17 protein-coding genes are annotated in these 18,765 nt (G+C 63.1%); 10 read left to right on the top strand and 7 right to left on the bottom strand.

Features of this window, described 5'->3' with window-relative positions:
* Positions 1–145 precede the first annotated feature (145 nt).
* The 3 genes from LAN61_14210 to LAN61_14200 all read left to right on the top strand — a co-directional run bounded on the left by LAN61_14210 (position 146) and on the right by LAN61_14200 (position 1,309).
* Positions 146–538, top strand: coding sequence for a DUF488 family protein (locus LAN61_14210; protein ID MBZ5541667.1), 393 nt, complete (start codon positions 146–148; stop codon positions 536–538).
* 79 nt (positions 539–617) lie between these two features.
* Positions 618–905, top strand: coding sequence for a type II toxin-antitoxin system HigB family toxin (locus LAN61_14205; protein ID MBZ5541666.1), 288 nt, complete (start codon positions 618–620; stop codon positions 903–905).
* 5 nt (positions 906–910) lie between these two features.
* Positions 911–1,309 carry a transcriptional regulator gene (locus LAN61_14200; GenBank protein MBZ5541665.1) on the top strand — a complete coding sequence of 133 codons (399 nt, stop codon included), beginning with the start codon at positions 911–913 and terminating at the stop codon, positions 1,307–1,309.
* Between the two features lie 254 nt (positions 1,310–1,563).
* Here the strand turns inward: LAN61_14200 and LAN61_14195 are convergent, their stop codons facing one another.
* Entirely contained in the window at positions 1,564–2,112 is a 549-nt protein-coding gene (locus LAN61_14195) for a hypothetical protein (GenBank protein ID MBZ5541664.1), read from the bottom strand.
* Positions 2,113–2,706: 594 nt separating this feature from the next.
* Between LAN61_14195 and LAN61_14190 the strand changes: the two genes are divergently transcribed.
* Together LAN61_14190 and rsmA are read left to right on the top strand one after the other, a co-directional pair.
* Positions 2,707–3,129, top strand: a complete 423-nt coding sequence (locus tag LAN61_14190) for a hypothetical protein (protein ID MBZ5541663.1) — start codon at positions 2,707–2,709, stop codon at positions 3,127–3,129.
* Positions 3,130–3,465: 336 nt separating this feature from the next.
* Complete coding sequence (gene rsmA / locus LAN61_14185) at positions 3,466–4,284, top strand: 16S rRNA (adenine(1518)-N(6)/adenine(1519)-N(6))-dimethyltransferase RsmA (protein MBZ5541662.1); 819 nt, start codon at positions 3,466–3,468, stop codon at positions 4,282–4,284.
* A gap of 135 nt (positions 4,285–4,419) precedes the next feature.
* Here rsmA and LAN61_14180 read toward each other — a convergent pair whose 3' ends face one another.
* Positions 4,420–5,151 (bottom strand): glycerophosphodiester phosphodiesterase, encoded by a 732-nt coding sequence (locus tag LAN61_14180; protein MBZ5541661.1) that lies wholly within the window; start codon positions 5,149–5,151, stop codon positions 4,420–4,422.
* 162 nt (positions 5,152–5,313) lie between these two features.
* Positions 5,314–6,102, bottom strand: a complete 789-nt coding sequence (locus LAN61_14175; protein MBZ5541660.1) for an IclR family transcriptional regulator — start codon at positions 6,100–6,102, stop codon at positions 5,314–5,316.
* 169 nt (positions 6,103–6,271) lie between these two features.
* On the opposite strand from LAN61_14175, the gene LAN61_14170 reads away from it, so the two are divergent.
* Both LAN61_14170 and aceA read left to right on the top strand, forming a co-directional pair.
* Positions 6,272–7,876: a hypothetical protein gene (locus LAN61_14170; protein ID MBZ5541659.1), complete on the top strand. Its 1,605-nt coding sequence runs from the start codon at positions 6,272–6,274 to the stop codon at positions 7,874–7,876.
* Between the two features lie 143 nt (positions 7,877–8,019).
* Positions 8,020–9,366: an isocitrate lyase gene (gene aceA / locus LAN61_14165; GenBank protein ID MBZ5541658.1), complete on the top strand. Its 1,347-nt coding sequence runs from the start codon at positions 8,020–8,022 to the stop codon at positions 9,364–9,366.
* 160 nt (positions 9,367–9,526) lie between these two features.
* On the opposite strand, the gene LAN61_14160 is transcribed toward aceA, so the two are convergent.
* From LAN61_14160 to aroF, 3 genes are all read right to left on the bottom strand, one after another.
* On the bottom strand, positions 9,527–10,552 hold the full coding sequence (locus LAN61_14160; protein MBZ5541657.1) for a class A beta-lactamase-related serine hydrolase: 1,026 nt from the start codon (positions 10,550–10,552) through the stop codon (positions 9,527–9,529).
* 391 nt (positions 10,553–10,943) lie between these two features.
* A complete protein-coding gene (locus LAN61_14155) occupies positions 10,944–12,224 on the bottom strand; it encodes a dicarboxylate/amino acid:cation symporter (GenBank protein MBZ5541656.1) in 1,281 nt (426 codons plus the stop codon).
* Between the two features lie 161 nt (positions 12,225–12,385).
* On the bottom strand, positions 12,386–13,432 hold the full coding sequence (aroF, locus tag LAN61_14150) for a 3-deoxy-7-phosphoheptulonate synthase (GenBank protein MBZ5541655.1): 1,047 nt from the start codon (positions 13,430–13,432) through the stop codon (positions 12,386–12,388).
* Positions 13,433–13,822: 390 nt separating this feature from the next.
* Here aroF and LAN61_14145 point away from each other — a divergent pair, with 390 nt between their 5' ends.
* Positions 13,823–14,158 (top strand): hypothetical protein, encoded by a 336-nt coding sequence (locus tag LAN61_14145; GenBank protein ID MBZ5541654.1) that lies wholly within the window; start codon positions 13,823–13,825, stop codon positions 14,156–14,158.
* A 347-nt stretch (positions 14,159–14,505) separates the two neighbouring features.
* Positions 14,506–15,729 carry an LssY C-terminal domain-containing protein gene (locus tag LAN61_14140; GenBank protein ID MBZ5541653.1) on the top strand — a complete coding sequence of 408 codons (1,224 nt, stop codon included), beginning with the start codon at positions 14,506–14,508 and terminating at the stop codon, positions 15,727–15,729.
* Positions 15,730–15,984: 255 nt separating this feature from the next.
* Here LAN61_14140 and LAN61_14135 read toward each other — a convergent pair whose 3' ends face one another.
* Positions 15,985–16,941, bottom strand: coding sequence for an OmpA family protein (locus LAN61_14135; protein MBZ5541652.1), 957 nt, complete (start codon positions 16,939–16,941; stop codon positions 15,985–15,987).
* Positions 16,942–18,012: 1,071 nt separating this feature from the next.
* Between LAN61_14135 and LAN61_14130 the strand changes: the two genes are divergently transcribed.
* Positions 18,013–18,759, top strand: a complete 747-nt coding sequence (locus tag LAN61_14130; GenBank protein ID MBZ5541651.1) for a dienelactone hydrolase family protein — start codon at positions 18,013–18,015, stop codon at positions 18,757–18,759.
* The last annotated feature ends 6 nt before the right edge of the window (positions 18,760–18,765 follow it).

The following is an 18,765-nucleotide window of genomic DNA, read 5'->3' as shown; positions in this document are numbered from 1 at the left end:
GCGCGCCACACGTTAGCCCAGCGCGCAAGCGCTGGGTCCGCTTGGAAATCCTTGCGAACGAACAATGAGGTCATATAATTGCGGCTTCTGGAAGAAACAGCTTTCAACAGATTCCCACTTATTTCAAACCGTGAGGCCCAGCACGATGCCCATCACTATCGTAAGACTTGGTTCCCCGAGAAAAGCAAAGGAAGGTTTGCGTCTAGGCACGGTTCGCAGACCCCCCAGAGGAGTTCCGAAGTCCGAATATGCCAGGAGGGATTTTTACGATGTTTGGTTGCCCAATCTTTCGCCCAGTCCAGCGCTCATGAAAGCAGGCCAGGCGGCGCACGACGAAAGATCGTGGTCTATTTTTGAGCGCAAGTTCCGGTCGGAAATGAATGCCCCTGACGCTGGAAAGATTCTCGATCTTTTGGCCGCGCTCTCCCATCGGACTGATTTTTCGGTGGGATGCTACTGCCACGACGAGAGCCGCTGCCACAGATTGATCTTGCGGCAGTTGCTTGCCGAACGCGGCGCCACCTTTGCCCGAACCTAAAACCCTCGTACAAGCACCGGAGTGGCGTACACCTGACGCCGCTTGACTTTCTGTTCTCATTGTGAGAACCTAACCCTCGATGCGCATCATAAAGCGCGGCGCTCTCGAACAATTCTGGCAACAGCACCCGGACGCGAAAACGAGCCTCGAATCTTGGTACGCGGTGGTGCGCAGGGCGAATTGGAAAACCCCTGCGGAATTGAAACAGGTGTACCGCAATGCCGATTTGGTCGGACGGAGAACGGTGTTCAACATCGCTGGCAACAAGTACCGCCTGATCGCACGCGTGAACTACCAAACCCAGCGAGTCTTCGTCCTGTACCTGTTGACGCACGCGGAATACGACAAAGGGGCTTGGAAACAATGAGCACGATGACGACAGAGCTGGACGAAAAAACTTATGGGCAACTGTTGCGGCGAACGCTTCCCCGCGTGCTCCATACGGATGAAGAATGCGATCGCCTGACCGCCGAACTGATGCGCCTCGACGAGCGTGAAGACCTTACACCAGAAGAAAAGGAGCTTGCCGAACTTCTGACCGTACTGATTGATGAGTATGAAGCGCGCCGCTATCCCATTCGGAAAGCCAGCCCACAGCAGACGCTTCAGCATTTAATGGAGGCCCGCAAGCTGACACAGAAGGATCTCTGGAAGATTTTCGGGTCGAAAGGAATTACCTCCGAGGTGTTTCACGGCAAGCGTTCCATTAGCAAAGCACAGGCGAAGAGACTGGCGGAGTTTTTTCACGTTGGCGCGGAGCTATTCATCTAAATTCGAGAACAAAAGGCAAGCCGCCGGCAGGCCGACCGCCTTGAAGCCGGGTGCCCCACCTACCGTTTTTGAGGGTGGGTCTTCCGACTTTTCCTGGAAGAATCCCCAGCGCCATAGGCGCGACACACGTTAGCCCAGCGCGGAAGCGTTGGGACTTCGCAGATCCCCGTTTCCGGATAGCTTCCGAGTTCGCGACGATACCCCGGAATCGCGCTGGCAACAGGCCCAGATCGAATGTAGGGGTTATCGGTTCGTCACCGGTTGAGTTCTTTGATCGGCTCCCAGTTGTTGAGATGCGCGGTGAAGTCGCGCTCATCACTCTTGAACTGGCCTTGTGCAATCGACAGTTGATCCTGACGCCTAAGCCCCCGCGTTTCCCAGCACGTGCGCTTTTCAGTGACCCAGAGGTAACTTTGAACCGTTCTCTGCTTTCCATGAATGGCATCAAGCCGCCTCAACAGCTCAGCAGGCGTGATGATCACGAAGTCGGTGCTGCGGCGTGCGAATCCGACAAGGACAAAGACCCAATAGTCGGCAGCAGAGGTCACGATTTTCTGACGGTTCAGCGACCACCACCCGCAAGCACGCAACGGCTTCTGAAAAATAGCGGCCATGTGCGTAGCTAGGAAGTCCCGCGAGAATTTCACTTGAAGAGACACTGTCTTCTTGTTTTTCCTGTCCGAAACTAAAAGATCGACGCCAGTGTCTTTCGCTGGGACCCATACATTCACGTGCCGAAACGTGCGCTCGATATAGTCGCCCGAGACGAACTCGCCAGCATGGATGGTGAAGAGCGGCTTCAATTAATAACCTCTAACCATTCTAACGTCAACGCATGCCTAGACGAGCGTCTTTTGCGAGTCGAGGCGGCGTCGGGTTCATCGCCAACACGTTCTTGAAGCCCCGTTGGAGGAAATATCGTAGAGCGATCCTCTATTCCGAAGTCTTGATCATTTCGACTCAGTTTAGTAGACCAACTGGGTGGCACATTCAATTCTATGAATTTCCTTCTGCCGGGTGCCCCATTTCCGTTTTTGAGGGTGGGTCTTCCGACTTTTCCCGGAAGAATCCCCAGCGGCGGGTGGCCCGGGCGCAAAATGAGGAGAAGGACTTGGGTGCCCAACACGTCGATTTTACATGTGGGGATTTTGACTTTTTCGACCACGATCAACGCGAGATACACTGGCCCGCATTCAAATTTTCGAACGCTTTTCCACAACCATTCGAAAACTACTAATAAATAACATAGTGTTTTATTGACAGTTAGTAAAACTGATGCTAAAATTCCGTATGAATTTTCGCCCTCAGCGGCTCTGCGCCGACATCCCTTGTCCCTGTTCCGTTTCGTTACCTCCTTACCTCTTTACCTCATCACTTCCTTCCTCCTGACCATCTCCATGAAAACAAACCGCCCTGCCCAAGATCGCCCCTCCCCCACCCAAGCCGACCGCTGTCTTTTCTCCACCTCCGACGGCCGCCAATGCACCATGCTGCGCCACGAATCCCACCCCTCCCTCTGCCCCTTCCACGCCCGCCAGGAGCGCCAGCTCCTCGACTCCGCCGCCATCGCCGCCGAACTCGCCTCCCTTTCCGGCGAATTCACCACTGCCAGCGACCTCTCCCACGTCCTCGGAAAACTCTTCCACCTCCTCGCCCAGGACCGCGTCCCCCGCCGCAAGGCCGCCACCCTCGCCTATATCGCCCAGCTTCTTCTCCACAACCGCCATTCCGTCCAGCTCGAAATCCAGCAAACCCACGGCTTCTCCGCCTGGGAGGACACCCTCCGCCGCGCCTTGCCCCCCATCCCCTCCGAATCCTGATCCCCCATGCCCGCGCTTTGCTTCCTCCACTTCGCCACTCGCTACTCCTCACTCGCCACTATCCCTTTTCTTTTCTGCAGTTCCAAAAATTCCCCCTGCAACCCTTGTGGAATCAGCAGTTCCAAATCATTGGACTTAAAACCCTTTGCAATCTGCAGTTACAAGAAAACCAGGGGGGTGGGAGTCATTCTGTTTACTAGATACCCGGCGAAGGGTATCTATCCCGCCTGCTCCGAGCTTCTCGGAGAGCGACCATCGGGTGTCGAGGGATCTCTCTTGCTCTTCGCATGCTCTAAAGATAAACCACGCCCCGCCTCCTGCTACACTGTCTCCCGCATGGCCCGCCAACGCCTCGGACAACATTTCCTCGCCGACGCCGCCTGGCGCGAAAAGATCGCGCGCGCCATCGGCATCTCCCGCCACGCCGCCGGCCTCGCCGCCGCCCCGCCCTCGCAAACCCCCTGGCTCGAAATCGGCGCCGGCCACGGCGAAATGACCGAACACCTTCTCGCCACCGGTCTTCCCGTCACCACCATCGAGCTCGATCCCCCGCTCGTCGCCGGCCTCCAGCGCCTCGCCGAAAAATTCCCCAACCTCACCGTCGTCTCCGGCGACATCCTCCAGCTCGATCTCGCAAAACTCCTCGCCAACCGGCGCGTGCGCGTCTACGGCAACCTCCCCTACTACATCACCTCGCCCATCCTGCACCGCCTCTTCGAGCACGCCGCAAACATCGAAGCCATCCACATCGTCATCCAGCTCGAAGTCGCCCAGCGCCTTGCCGCCCGCCCCGGCTCCCGCGACTACGGCTACCTCTCCGTCCTCACCCAGTACTACTCCCGCCCCGAAATCGCCCTGCAGATTCCCCGCGGCGCCTTCCAGCCCCCGCCGGAAGTCACCTCCGCGCTCGTCTCCCTGCGCCTGCCCGGCGCCGGGGCCGCGCTCGGCCTGCAAGACGAGCAGCGCTTCCTCGATTTCGTGAAATTGTCTTTCGCTCAGAAGAGAAAAACCCTGGTCAACAACCTGCGCGCCCTCGCCGGCCCGGAGCTGGTCCGCGAAGCCCTCGCCTCCCTCGGCCTCCGCCCCGACGCCCGCGCCGAGCAGCTCAGCGTCGAGCAGTTCGCCGCCCTCTTCCGCCGCCTCATCCCCGGATAGCCCGGCCGGAAAAGAACAATGAACAAACGCCAGGACACAGCGATTGCAGAAAGAAAAATAGTTCTTCTCTTCTCTCTCTGCGCCTCTGCGTTTTTTTGGGGGAGTTTCGTCCGAACCCGCGCGGCCCAGCGGAAATCAGCTTCTGCTGCCGCGCTTTTCCTTGGCTGCGGCGACCACGCGATCGGGGTAGTCGCTGATGATTCCGTCCACTCCCGCGGCTACCAGCGCGCGCATCTGCGCCGGGTGGTTCACCGTCCAGCACACCACCTGCAGGTCCCGCCGCCGCGCCTCGCGGAGCAGCGCGGGTGTCACCAGGTCGCTGCGCGCGGCAATCTGCCGCACCCCGGAGGAGATCGCCTGCTCGAAGGGCTCGGCCAGTGTGCCGTCGTAGAGCAGCGCGGTCATCAGCATCGGCTCGCTCCCCCGCAGCGACACCAGCACGCGCGGGTCGAACGACATCACCACGGCCCGGGGAATTTCCCCCGACTGCCGCAGCGCGCTCACCAGCGCGTGCTCCGCTCCCCAAGTACCGGCGAGCTTCAATTCCAGATAGAACACCACGTCGTTCTGCCGCGAAAACTCGAAGATCTCGTCCAGCGTCGGAATGCGCTCGCCGGCAAATTCGCTTCCGAACCACGACCCGGCATCCAGCCGCCGCAGCTCCGCCAGCGAATGGTCGTGGATCAGACCCTGCCCATTCGTCGTGCGCTCCAGCGTATCGTCATGGATGGCCACGAAATGCGCGTCGCGCGAGAGGTGCAGGTCGGTCTCGATGAATCCGGCTCCGCAGGTCAGCGCGCGGCGAAACGCCGCCAGCGTGTTTTCCGGGGCATGGCCGGAGGCCCCGCGGTGCGCAATCACCAGCACGTCATCTTCTCCGCATGGGCAGGTTGATCATAATTTGCAAGCGAGCCCGCGCGCTTCCGCACGGGCAATCGTATGCTACCAGACCGCTGTCCGCCTCGCCGGAATTGCCGGCGCCGTGCGTCTTGTTGCTAAACCCGGAAGGCGCCGGAACTCCCCGGCGGATCACGCCGGCCCGGTGGTTCCCGTGCGCAGCAACTGGCGCGAGATCCGCCGCGTCGTTTCCTTGAGGGCCTCGGCGATGCGCGGGAGTTCCGCCTCGCTCACTTGGGTGATCGTCCCGCTCACCCCCAGCGCCGCCGGCACCCCGCCCAGCGCGTCGAAGATCGGCGCGCCCAGGCACCGCGCCCCCAGGCTGTTCTCCTCGTCGTCCACCGCGTAGCCCTGCATCCGCACCGTATCCAGTTCCGTCAGAAAGCGGGTCAGCGTCGCGATGGTTTTCGGCGTGCGCTTCTTCAGCCCGTGCGCGCGCACGATCGCTTCCGCCTCGGCCTTCGGCAGCCAGGCCAGCAGCGCCTTGCCCACGCTCGTGGAGTGCAGGAACATCCGCCGGCCCACCCAGGTGTTGACCTTGAAGAACCCCGGCGCGTCCACCTTCTCGATGTACACCGCTTCGCCCTGGTCCAGCACCGCCAAGTGACACGTCAAGTGCACGCGCTCCACGAGCGCGCGCATGAACGGCTGGGCCACTGCGGCGATGTCCAGATTGGCCTGCGCGTCCCGCCCCAGGCTCAGGATCTTCAGCCCCAGGCGGTAGCGGCCGTTCTCGGCATCCCGCCGCAGGTAGCCACGCCGCTCCAGGGTGCGCAGGATATAGCTCGCCGAACTCTTGGGAATGCTCAGGCGGCGGCTGATTTCGGAATTGGTGAGCCCTTCGCGGCGGTGGGCCGCGGCTTCCAGGATGTTCAGGGCGCGCTCCACGGCGGTGGCGGGGCTGGTTTCAGCGAGGGTCATAAGCAAAAGGCCTCCCGAGGATAAGGTACAGCATATAGAATATTTGTTCAATATCGTGAACGCGGGCTTGCGCCCGATTTCCGCTGGGGCTACAAGGGAACATCGCATTCTGAACTAGTGTTCAACATATGGAACGCTCGTCAGAGTCTAAGAAACGAAGGGGATGGCCATGGCGACCGCAACCACGAAAACCATTTCGACGGAGATGCTGCCCTTCTCCGAGCGCATCGTCCCGGTGAACTACGCTCCCGCGGGCTGCGATCTCGCCGGCGAGCTGCCGCGCGGCTTCCTGGACTTCCTCGCGCCCCTGCACGAAGCGCTGACCGCGCGGCAGCAAGCCCTGGTGGCCCGCCGCGAGCAGGCCCTGGCCGCCGCGCACGCCGGGCGCCTGCCGGACTACCTCTTGGCTTCGCCGGCCACCACCACCCCCTGGCAGATCGAACTGCCGGCCTGGTGCCGGGATCAGCGCAACCAGATGACCGGGCCGGCCGACGACGCCGAACTGGTGGTCAAGATGCTGAACAGCGGCGCACCCGGCGTCATGCTCGATCTCGAGGACTCCACCGCCAACACCTGGAGCAACCTGCAGCGCGGCGTGCGCAACATTCTGGAAGCCCTGACCGGGCGCCTCAACTATTTCGATCGCAAGCGCAACCGCAGCGTGGCGATTCAGCCGAGCGCGACGGTGATCTTCACCCGCCCGCGCGGCCTGCATCTCCACCAGGGCGGGATTTTCCCCGGGGTTCTGCTGCCGGCAGCGCTGTTTGACGTGGCGCTGATCGCCTATCAGGCGGACTTCACGGCACTGAAACATCCGCTCGCGTTCTACATCCCGAAATCCGAATCGGCGGAAGAGGCCCTGTGGTGGCGCGATCTCTTGGAGATGGCGGCGCGCGCCAAGGGTCTCCCCGCCGATGCCTTCAAGTGCATGGCGCTGGTCGAAGCGCATCCCCTGGCCTACCAGATGGAGGAGTTCGCCTATCACCTGCGCGACCACATTCTGGGTTTGAACCTCGGCCGCTGGGACTACATGGCCAGCCTCATCCATTTCCATCTGGAAAATCCGGCGTGGGTGCTGCCCGACCGCAATACCATTCCGCATGACGTGGCTTTCTTCCAGAATCTGCGCGAGCGCTTGCCGGAGATCTGCCACAAGCATGGCCTGCTGGCCATCGGCGGCATGACCGCGCTCTATCCGAGCCGCGAGGATGCGGAGCTCAACGCACGGGCCCTCACCGTCCTGGCTGCAGACAAAAAAAATGAGGCGCTCTGCTTCATGGACGGCGCCTGGACCGGGCATCCCGATCAAAACGAAATTGCAGTAAGCCAGTTCCCCTGCCCGAACCAGATCCACGCCCGGCCGGAGAATCCCCCGGCGCGGCCCGATCTGCGCCCCGCGCCCGCGGGCGTCGGACAGCGCACCCTGGCCGGCACGCGGGCCGCCGTACGCACCGTCATCCGCTACCGCAACGGCGTGCTGCACGGCCGCGGCGCCAGCCTTCTCGACGGTTACATGGAAGACTTGGCCACCGACCGCATCTACCGTCTGATGATCGCGCAGCGCATGAAGCACTCCGCGCAGGCAAACATTCTCGGCGACGACGGCAAGCCCGTGGCGCACACCCCGGAGCTGATCGCGCGCCTCTTCGACGAGGAGCTGGAGCGCCTGCTGGCTCCGCTCCCGGTGGATGCCAACGGCGAAGCAAGAAAGCTCCGCGAGGCGCGCCGCATCAGCGAGGCCATGATCCAGCGCGGCGAATTCACCCCGGCGTGATGGCATATGTCCGCTTCCGGAATCCGTGATTCCGAATGGAGTGAGCGAGGCGAATGCAGCCAATGGCAGATTCCGGGCCGGTCGGAAGAAAGTCTTTGAACGGTTTTGATTGGGCAGCACAGATCACTGGAAGGAGAAAGCAGATGTCCACGAACGGCGCAAACGGCAAGAACGGGAAAACGCACACGGAGTGGAGCACCAGTTCCCGCTGGGCAGGGATCACCCGCTCGTACCGCCACGAGGACGTGCTGCGCCTGCGTGGCTCCGTGCAGATCGAATACACGGTGGCCCGCCTGGGCGCGGAGCGCCTCTGGGAGCTGATGCACACGGAACCTTACGTTCCCGCACTCGGGGCCATCACCGGGAATCAGGCCATCGAGATGGTCCAGGCCGGCCTGAAGGCCATCTACGCCAGCGGCTGGCAGGTCGCCGCGGACAACAACAGCGCGGGCGACGTCTACCCCGACCAGAGCCTCTATCCCTCAGATAGCGCCCCCGCTCTGGTGAAAAAGCTCAACCGCGCCCTGTTGCGCGCCGATCAGATCGACAGTGTCGAGGGGAAAAACGGCACGCACTGGCTCGCGCCCATCGTCGCCGACGCCGAGGCCGGCTTTGGCGGCTCCCTCAACGCCTACGAGCTGATGAAGTCCATGATCGAAGCGGGCGCCGCAGCCGTGCACTTCGAAGACCAGCTCTCCTCGGCCAAGAAGTGCGGGCACCTGGGCGGCAAGGTCGTCGTGCCCACGCGCGAATTCATCGAGAAGCTGACCGCTGCGCGCCTGGCCGCCGACGTCTGCGGCGCGCCCACCATCCTCATCGCGCGCACCGACGCCGACAGCGCCGGCCTGCTGCTCTCCGACGCCGACCCGCGCGACCGCGAATTCATTCACGGCCAGCGCACGCCGGAAGGCTTCTTCCAGTTCCGCGGCGGCATCGAGGCGGCCATCGCCCGCGGGCTGGCCTATGCTCCCTATGCCGACATGCTGTGGTGCGAAACCTCCAAGCCGGATCTCGCCGAGGCGAAGAAATTCGCCGACGCCATCCACGCCCAGTTTCCGGGCAAGCTGCTGGCCTACAACTGCTCGCCGTCGTTCAACTGGAAGAAGAAGCTCGACGACGCCAGCATCGCCGGCTTCCAGCAGGAGCTGGGCAAGATGGGCTACAAATTCCAGTTCGTGACCCTGGCCGGCTTCCATGCCCTGAACCTGAGCATGTTCGATCTCGCGCGCGGCTACGCACAGAGCGGAATGACCGCCTACTCCAGGCTGCAGCAGGAGGAGTTCGCCGCGCAGGAGCTGGGCTACCGCGGGGTGACGCACCAGCGCTTCGTGGGCACCGGCTACTTCGACGAAATCGCCCAAGTGGTCTCCGGGGGCAAGTCCTCGACCACGGCCCTGGCCGGCTCCACCGAGAGGGAGCAATTCCACGGCCACGCCGCCATTCCGGCCGCCGCGGAATCCGCCGCCGCATCGGCCGGCTCCGCGGCGTAACGCACCTCCTTCTTCCTAGGGGCACGATATTTCGTGCCCCTTTCTTTTTTTTCAGGGAAGCGTCTGCGCAAAGTCAGCACCATAGCCCTTAGGAAAGGGCAGAAGCCCGGCCCCGCCGGGACAAATTCCACCCGCCCCCAGAGAAGCAGGAACGATCCCCCTACTGCGGCTTGTAGCCGGAAGTGAGCTGGGCGCCGTAGTGGCTGGCGACGAGGGCGGCGACGCGGGCGATGGCGTCGTGGAGGGGCTCGGTCTCGCCGCGATGGTGACCGGTGAAGACGACGAGGACGATGGGCTGATTCTTGACGAAGAGGATGCCGGCGTCATTGGCGATGAAGGGCTGGCCGTCGCCGGTTTTGTGGGCGACCGTAACGTCGCGCAGATATTTCGGGAAGCGATTGTTGACCTGCTGTTTTTCGAGCGTAGCGAGCATGAATTCGCTGGCGGGCTTGGAAACGAGCTTGCCCTGCTGGATCATCTCCAGCAACCGGCCGATCTCACGCGCCGTGCTGTGGCCGAAATAGATTCCCGCATCCCAGATGGTTTTCCCGAACGCCTGCTGTACCTGCGCTTCGGTGTATTGGCCGAAGGGAAACTGGATGGTCTTGTCGCCGGTGGCGTTTTTGTAGCTGGAGTCGAGCGAGCCCAGCCAGGTGCGGTCCCAATCGAGGTCGGAGAATTGGATGGAGGTGTTCTTCAGGCCGAGGCCGTGCATGGTGCTGGTGACGCTGGCGCGGCCGACCTTGTCGGCGAGCAGGTCCGTGGCGGCGTTGTCGCTGATGATGATCATCAGGGTGACGAGGTCGCGAATGGAGGGATTCAGCCCCGGCTGCAGGGTGTACAGCACGCCGGAAGGCAGCCGCTGATCTCCGGGTTTCAGGACGAGGCGATCATCGAGAGAGAACTTCCCGGCTTCGGCCTGGCGCAGGACTTCCGCCATGATGGCGAGTTTGATGACGCTGAAGGTTTCGTAGGTCGAATCGGCGTCGAGCGCGATCTCTTCCCCGTTCGCCAGGTTCTTCATATAAACGGACATGTCGCCGGGAAATGCCCGGCGGATGGCCTGAATCTGCGATTTGAGCGGCTCCACTCCGGCGGCGGGAGCGGGCTTCGACTGCGCATGAGCCAGCGAACCCAGCAAAATAAACGACAATACGAGAGTCACTGCACGCGAAATGGGTTTCATACGGTTCTCACCTCTGGCTTAAGAAACGCGGGAAGAAGTAAAAGGATACTCGAAAAAGCAAAAAAAAGGGCGGAGGGCAAGTCCTCCACCACCGCCCTGGCCGGCTCCACCGAAACCGAGGAGTTCCGCGGCTGCGCCACCATTGCGCACACCGCGGAATCCGCTGCCGCCGCCTGAGGTGTACCAAAAAAATCTTCCTGGAAGGCAGCTCATAAATACAAAAACCGAAGAGAGATTCCTCACTTCGTTCGGAATGACGGTGTTTGGCCGGTCGTCCTGGGCATTTAGGAGATAGCTTCTAGTAAAACTAAACACCAGAAGGGGGCCACAGGCGACCCCCTTCTGATTCTTCCCGGCACTTTTTTTCCCTGCGCATCGTCTGTTTCTGGTTTCAGTCGAAAACGCGCTGCAGAGTTTTGCGATCGAACTCGCCTTCCCAGCGTGCCACGACCAGGGTGGCTACGCCGTTGCCGATCATGTTGACCAGCGCGCGTCCGGTGCTCATAAAGCGGTCGATGCCGAGGAGCAGAGCCATGCCCGCCACGGGAATGGTGGGCACGACAGTCAGCGTGGCCACAAGGGCGATGAACGAAGCGCCCTGGACACCGCTGGCGCCCTTGGAGGTCAGGGTGGCCACGGCCAGGATGGTCAATTGTTGCATGAGGGTCAGAGGGGTATTGGTGGCCTGGGCCACAAACAGAGCAGCGAGCGTCATGTACAGACTGCTGCCGTCGGTGTTGAAGGTATAGCCGGCCGGCACGACGAGTCCGACGAGGGGTTTCGAGCAGCCCAGCCTCTCCATTTTGGCCATCAGCGTCGGCAGCGCCGCTTCCGAGGAATTCACGCCCACCACGATGAGGATCTCTTCCTTGATATAGGCGAGGAATTTGAGAATGCTGAAACCCGCGGCGCCGGCAATCGCGCCCAGCACGAGGAGTACAAACAGAATGGAAGTGAGATAGAACGTCCCGATCACCTTGAGCAGCGGGCCCAAGGAAGCAATGCCATATTTGCCGACGGTGAAGGCGATCGCGCCGAATGCCCCGATGGGGGCAAACTTCATCACGATATTTACTATGCCGAAGACGGCATGGGTGAGCGCGTCAAACAGATCGAGCAGCGGCTTGCAGCGCGGCGCGACGGCCGATAAAGCGAGGCCGAAGAGGATGGAGACGAGCAGAACTTCGAGAATGTCGCCCTTGGCAAAGGCGTCGACCAGCGTGGTCGGAATGATGTGCATCAGGAATTCGGTCACGCTCTGGGCCTTGGCCTGGCCGGCGTAGCTGGCCACGGCTCTGGCGTCCAAGGTGGCTGGATCCACATTGAAGCCGCCGCCGGGGCGCACCACGTTGCCGACGACCAGGCCGATGAACAGCGCCAGCGTGGAGACGATCTCGAAATACAGCAGGGCCTTGCCGCCAACCCGCCCGACCTTCTTCATGTCCTGCATGCCGGCGATGCCGGAGACGACGGTGCAGAAAATGATCAGGGTGATGATCATGGTGATCAGGCGGATGAAGGCATCGCCGAGCGGCTTCATGGCAATGGCTTTGGCGGGGCTGAAATAGCCGAGCGCGACGGCCGCCGCAATGGCCAGCAGCACTTGCGCCCACAAACTTGTGTAGAAGGGTTTCTTGCGAGATTGCGGTGCCGCGGCGGCGGTGGGGTGCATAGCGCTAGGGATACCCGGCTTCTCCCGTCCGCCAACGGGCTTATTTACTGTTATTTCTCAGCTTCCATCAAAACGGCGGGCCCACATCGAAAAGGGCCCGGCACACACTCCAGGAAGCGCAACCGCGGATCCCACTCACCAGGGATATGCGCGCAAAGCGCTCAGCGGCTCGCCGCGGCGGCCACTTCTTTCTTCCGCGACTCCTGCCACAGCTGGATGTACGGCTTCAGCTCCTGCATCATATGCTGGAACTGTGGGATATCCAGGGACTGCGCTCCGTCGCTGACCGCCTTCTCCGGCGCGGGGTGCACCTCGACGAGCAGCCCGTCGGCTCCGATGGCCACGCCCGCGCGGGCGAGCGCCGGCACCAGGCTGCGCCGCCCCGTGGCGTGGCTGGGATCCAGCACGATGGGCAGGTGGGTCAGCTCCTGCAGCGCGGGAATCGCGGCGATGTCGCAGGTGTTGCGCGTTATCGTTTCGAAGGTACGGATGCCGCGCTCGCACAGGAGCACCTCGGGATTGCCATGGGCCACGATATATTCCGCGGACATCAGCAGCTCCTTCACCGTGCTGCTCATGCCGCGTTTCAGCAGGATGGGCTTGCCGCATTTGCCCAGGGCCTTGAGCAGCACGAAATTCTGCATGTTGCGAGCGCCCACCTGCAGGATATCCGCGTATTCCGCGACCAGGTTCACGTCGCGGTCGCCCATGATCTCCGTGATGATGGCCAGCCCGGTGGCCTTCTTGGCCTTGCGCAGCAGCTTCAGGCCTTCTTCTTCCATGCCCTGAAAATCATAGGGCGAGGTGCGCGGCTTGAACGCCCCCCCGCGCAGGATCTTGGCCCCGGCCCGGGCCACGCCCTCGGCCGCGCGCATGATCTGCTCTTCCGATTCCACCGAACAGGGGCCGGCCATGACCACGAATTGGTCGCCGCCGATCTCGACCCCGTTGACGCGGATGCGGGTGCGTTCCTTGCGGAACTCCTTGCTGACGAACTTATAGGGCGCGGTGATGCGCACCACATTTTCGACTTGCGGCATGGCCTCGACCGATTCCAGGCAGGGGGTGACGTCCCCCACGCCGACGACGGCGATGACCACGCGCTCTTCCCCTTCGATGGAGTGCACCTTGTAGCCAAAATGCTCCACCTGCTTGCGCACTTCGTCGATTTCCTGCGGCGTGGCATGGAGCTTCATGGAAATAATCATGGTCAGGTCCCTTTACAGTACTTTGGGGACGGCAAACGATTTTTCGTGTGACCGCGAAGCGGTCAACTATTTCTGTGACCGCGAAGCGGTCAACAATGCCCGCTTCGAATGAGCGGGCATGCGTCCCCGTCAACTATTTTGCCTGAAGGCGCGGCTCGCGTCACCTGAAGAAGCTGCGGGAGCAGGCGCGGGGCGGGCATCTGGCAAATCGAGGCGGGGTGGCGGAAAATAGGAAATTGGATGCGGCGCGGCCCTGCGCCGCATGCTGCGGAGACCATGACGCCTTCGGACGCAAACCCGGCACAGGACGGCGCGCCGGAGACTCCCGCACGGCTGGAACTTACGGCCCTGCGCCACGCCCTGCTGCGCGTGCACAAGGCCCTCCTGGAGATGGAGCGCCGCGACTACGAGCGCCTGCACGGGAGGGTGAATACCGGCGAGCTCTTCCGCCTGGTGGTGGACCACCCGCAATTCGCCTGGCTGCACAGCATCTCGGAGTTTGTCGTGCGCATCGATGAAATGCTGGACGCGGAAGGGCCGGTTACCCCCGCAGACGCGCGCGGAATATACACCGTGGCCGGCAAGATGTTCACGCCCCAGGAATCCGGCGACGCCCTGCAGAAAAAATACTTCGAGGCCCTGCAGCGCGACCCCGCCGTGGTCCTGGAGCACGCGGAGCTGGCGCGTCTCTTCGTCAAAGCTTCCGAGGAAACCGGCCCCGTCTGACACCTGCGCCGGCCCCGATGGGCGCTTTCTTCCGACTTGTGGTGAGCAAAGTCAAACCCGGGCGTGGTTTTCCCATGCAAACCGCTGGCGACTCAATCCGGTTTGCGCCCCAGCACTTTATTTGAAGGGGCTCTGGTAGACCCCGGGGCCAGCAGTCCCACAACTGTCCTTTGGGGCTATAGGCCCGGCCGCGGGGCCTGCGTAAGCTACGTTCCAAGCAACGAGCGCATCTCATTCCCTGTCCGAGCGTGAGAGCCGTGTGTAGACTTCTGCAAATTCGGCCGGCCATACTTCTGAGCCTGCTACTGGCGGGCGCGCTTCCTGCCGCCGCGCAGTCCCTTGTCAGTGTGACGGCAAAGCAGTCAACCGCCACGGAAATTCCCCGTACGGCCGCCGCGGCCAGCGCCTCCCACCCGTTCGTCCTCGCCAACGGCACGCCCCTCAAGCTGCGCGCCTTGCGTACCGTCTCTTCCGCCGACGCCCATCCCGGCGATACGGTGGACTTTGAAGTGATCTACGACGTCCTGCTGAACGGGTTTCCGGTGATCCCGCGCGGCAGCGTGGCCCAAGCCACCATCACGGCCGTGCACAAGAAGCGCCGCATGGGGCGCGGCGGCAAGCTCAAACTGCGCCTCGATTCCATCCGTCTAAGCACCGGCCAGACCGTGGCCCTGCGCTCGGAGAAAGAAGTTCGCGGCGGAGGACACAAGACCGTTATGGCCACGGGCATGGCCGTCACCGCCCTGGCTTTCTATCCGGCGGCCCCGGCGCTGCTCTTTTTGCGCGGTCAGGAAAGCGTCCTGCTGCAGGGCACGGAAGTGACCGCCCACGTGCACGGGAACTTCCCCCTGGATGCCGCCAGATTCAACCGGGCGCTCACGGCGGAATCGGCCCAGCCTGCAGGGCCGACAGCGATGCCCACCGCGGCAACCCCGGCAAACCAAGTCACCCTAGAGCAACTCACCACGCTGCTTCCCCGCCGCGTTCTCAACGGCCAGGGCCACGAAGGGGACATGGTCAACCTGGTCTTCGTCGGCACCCAGGAGCAGCTCGAAGAGGCTTTCGCACAGGCCGGCTGGATTGAAACCATCCGCTCCAAACCACATGCCTTCTGGCACGCCGCGCACGATCCCAAAAACAATGTGGCCATGCCCATGAGCCGTCTCTTCCTCTTCGGCCGTCCCCAGGATTACGGCTATGCCAAGGAAGACACCGCTTCCACGGTGACCCGCCGTCACCACCTGCGCATCTGGAAGACCGGCTACGAGGTGGCCGGCTATCCGGTCTGGGCGGGCGCCGCGACGCACGACATCGGCATCGAGAAAGACCAGCATAAATGGTCCCTCACCCACAAGATCGATCCGGAAGTGGACCAGGAGCGCGACTTCGTCGGGGAATGCCTGGCCACGGCAAGCCGCCTGGCGGAATCCCATTACTTTTTGCCGGCGGACCCGGTCCTCGAAGCCACCACCGCCACCGGCGGCAGCTATCGTTCCAACGGCAAGATCCTGGTCCTCCACCTGCAGGGCACTGAAACCCTCCTGGCCCGCGCTCCGCAACCGGCCCACTAGCCCGTCCTCCTAGATACCGGCACGCTTGACCCAACACCGTCATTCGAGCGAAGCGCGGAATCTCTCTTCGATCTTTGTATTCATAAAATGCGTTGCAGTCGCGAGGCATGTGCCCCACATCCCCTTTCCGCAAAAGGAAACGCACCGGGCAGGAACCTTGCGGTCCTTGCCCGGTGCGTTTGCAAAGCATGAGCGCTTCTGTTGGCCGGTAATTTTCCGCTTCAGGCGACGGGCTAATGCCGCCCGCTCCCGTCTCTACTTCGGGGAGGCGGCAGCTTCCTTGGCCGTCGAGCCGATGGCGTCGCCGGTGACCACGAGTTCGACGCGGCGGTTTCTCTGGCGCCCTTCGGCCGTATCGTTGGAGGCTACCGGCTGCGTCTTGCCGAAACCCCGCGAGGTGACCGCAGCCTCCGGAACCCCCTCTTGCACCAGGAAGTCGCGCACCGAAGCGGCACGGCGTTCGGAGAGCTGCTGGTTCATTTCGTCGCTGCCCACGCTGTCGGTATGCCCCTCCACCTGCAAATTCAAGCCGGGATGGGCCAGGACCACGCCGGAGATCTTGGCCAGCTTCTCGCGCGCGCCGGGTTTCAGCGTCGAGCTCCCGGTGTCGAAGAGCACATCGGACATGTTCACGATGAGGCCGCGGGCGCTGTCGCGGGTCTGCAGGATGGTATTGAGCTGGTTCAGCAGCCGCTGGCGCAGCTCGGCCTTCTCCGCCTCCGCCTGTTCCGTGGCCTTGCGCGCCTTCGCCGTTTCCGCTTCCGCCTCGGCCTTATCCCGGGCCGCGCGTTCCGCGGCCAGCCGCGACTGCTCGGCTTCGGCCTGGGCCTTCAGTTGCTGGGCCTGCGCCGCCTCGCGCGCCGCGTCGGCTTCCGCCTTTTCCCGCGCCGACTGCTCCGCGGCCAGCCGCGACTGCTCGGCCTGGGCCTGCGCCGCCTGTTGCTGCGCCAGCGCCGCGGCACGCGCGGCTTCCGCTTCCGCGCGTTCCCGCGCCGCCCGCTCGGTGGCCAGTTGCGCCTCCAGTTTCGCGCGCTGCGCCGCTTCGGCATCGGCCCGCGCCTGGGCCTCGCGTTCCGCCGCCGCCCGCCGCTCCATCTCCACTTTTTCCTCATCGCGGCGCTTGACCGTAATCGCGCGTGCATCCTCCGCGGTCTGCACCGCTTCCCGCGCGGTCATCTCCACCTGCTTCTTGTCGGCCCGGCCTTTGTGCATGTCCTCGGCCTGGTGCAGGAGCTGCGCCGCCTTGCGAAAGCTGTCTTCCGCGTAATGCTCGCCTCCCGCGGCACGCGCGATCTGCACTGCGTTGCGGGCCTCGAAAAGTCCGAGCGGCGTTCCCGGGTCGAGCACCGGGGGCTGCGCGCTGGCTTCCACGTAGGAGTACTGCCCGCGCTGCAGCAGGTCGAACTTGGCGTCCATCTCTTCCACGTTGCCGACGGTGTCCGGGCGCACCACGTTTTCCATGACCACCACTTCGCTCGGCCGGGTCACCGCGAAATAGGGCTCCGCGGTCACAATCAGCGCAAAGGCCTGCAGTTGAGCCGTGACGTCCAGCTTGGACTTTCCCTTATTGTCCAGAAGAACCTCGCCCAGATTGTCGGGGCGGCCCTCCGGCGAGATGGCCCACAGCACGTAGGTCAGGAATTCCGGCCCGAATCGCGTCGCCGGATCGACCTTTTCAAATTGCGCCTGGATGCGCACCGCCCCGCGCTTGCTTTCCACCTTGGCCACGCCATGGGCGAAAGGCAGGAGGATGGTGCCGCGGAAATCGATCTTCGTGGGGCCGCTCAAGTGCCGGTAGTTGATAGCCTTGGTGGTGCGCGCCGAGACGGTAATGCGATAGAGCGGGCTCGACTCCTTTTGCTGTGGCGGCGCCGCCTGGCTGGACGACTGTATGGATGACCGCGAAGCGGTCAACTGCGCGGGCGCTCCCGCAGCCAAGAGCCCGAACAGGGCCATCTGTGACAGTACAAAATTGAAAACTCTCACGTTTCACTCCCCCATCACCCTTCCGGGCGATTGGACCGATTGGCTTTCCTCCCGCTCTGTGGAAGCGAGGGCTCCGCACGTCAGTGCGGAGTGGTGTGTGCATCCGTTGCTTCAGCGTAGCAAAAAGCCGGCCCCGGCAAGACCGGGATGCACAGCCCTTTGCGTAAGTAATCAACGGCTGGAGACGGGGCGGCGGGAGTTGCGCTGCGCGGGCGGTTCACGACTCTGGCGAAACAATTCCCGGCCCTGTACAATCGCGGCCGGCGAATCGCCATCCGGAGGACCGTCATGAACCGCATGCGCATTGCCTGCTGTGCAAGTCTGCTGCTGCTCGTTGCGCCGTTGCTCCTGGCGGCCGCACCGAAAACCGAAACAGTGCGCTACAAGAGCGGCGAAGAGACCGTGAGCGGCTATCTGGCCGCGCCGGAGGCGCCGGGCAAGCACCCGGCGATCGTCATCATCCATGAATGGTGGGGGCTGAACGACTGGGTGAAGGAGCAGGCGCAGAAATTTGCCGCCGAAGGCTACGTGGTGCTGGCCGTGGACCTCTACCGCGGCAAAGTGGCCACCACGCCCGAGGAGGCCCATGAACTGATGCGCGGCGTCCCGCCGGACCGCGGGATGCGCGACCTCCAGGCGGCCTTCGACTACCTCGCCGCGCGCCCCGACGTGCAGGCAGAGAAGATCGGGGCGGCCGGCTGGTGCATGGGCGGCGGCTACTCGATTCAGTTCGCCGTGGCCGAACCGCGCCTCGCGGCCTGCATCGTCAACTACGGCCCGCTGCCCACCGAAGCGGCCAACCTGGCGAAGATCAAGGCCCCGGTGCTGGGCAATTTCGGCGCCGAGGACCGCGGCATCCCGGCGGATGCGGTGCGCGCCTTCGCCGCGGCGATGAAGGCGGCGGGAAAGACCGCCGACGTGAAGGTCTACGACGGCGCGGGGCATGCCTTCGAGAACCCCAACAACACCGCCGGCTACCGCGCCGCGGCCGCCGCCGACGCCTGGCAGCGCATGGTGGCGTTTTTCAAGGCGCAGCTCAAGTAGCGTCTA

This window comes from Terriglobia bacterium (assembly GCA_020072785.1).
Lineage (GTDB): Bacteria > Acidobacteriota > Terriglobia > Acidiferrales > UBA7541 > Acidiferrum.
Note: the sequence above shows the minus strand (reverse complement) of the source record. Positions and strands in the feature narration are given on the sequence as shown.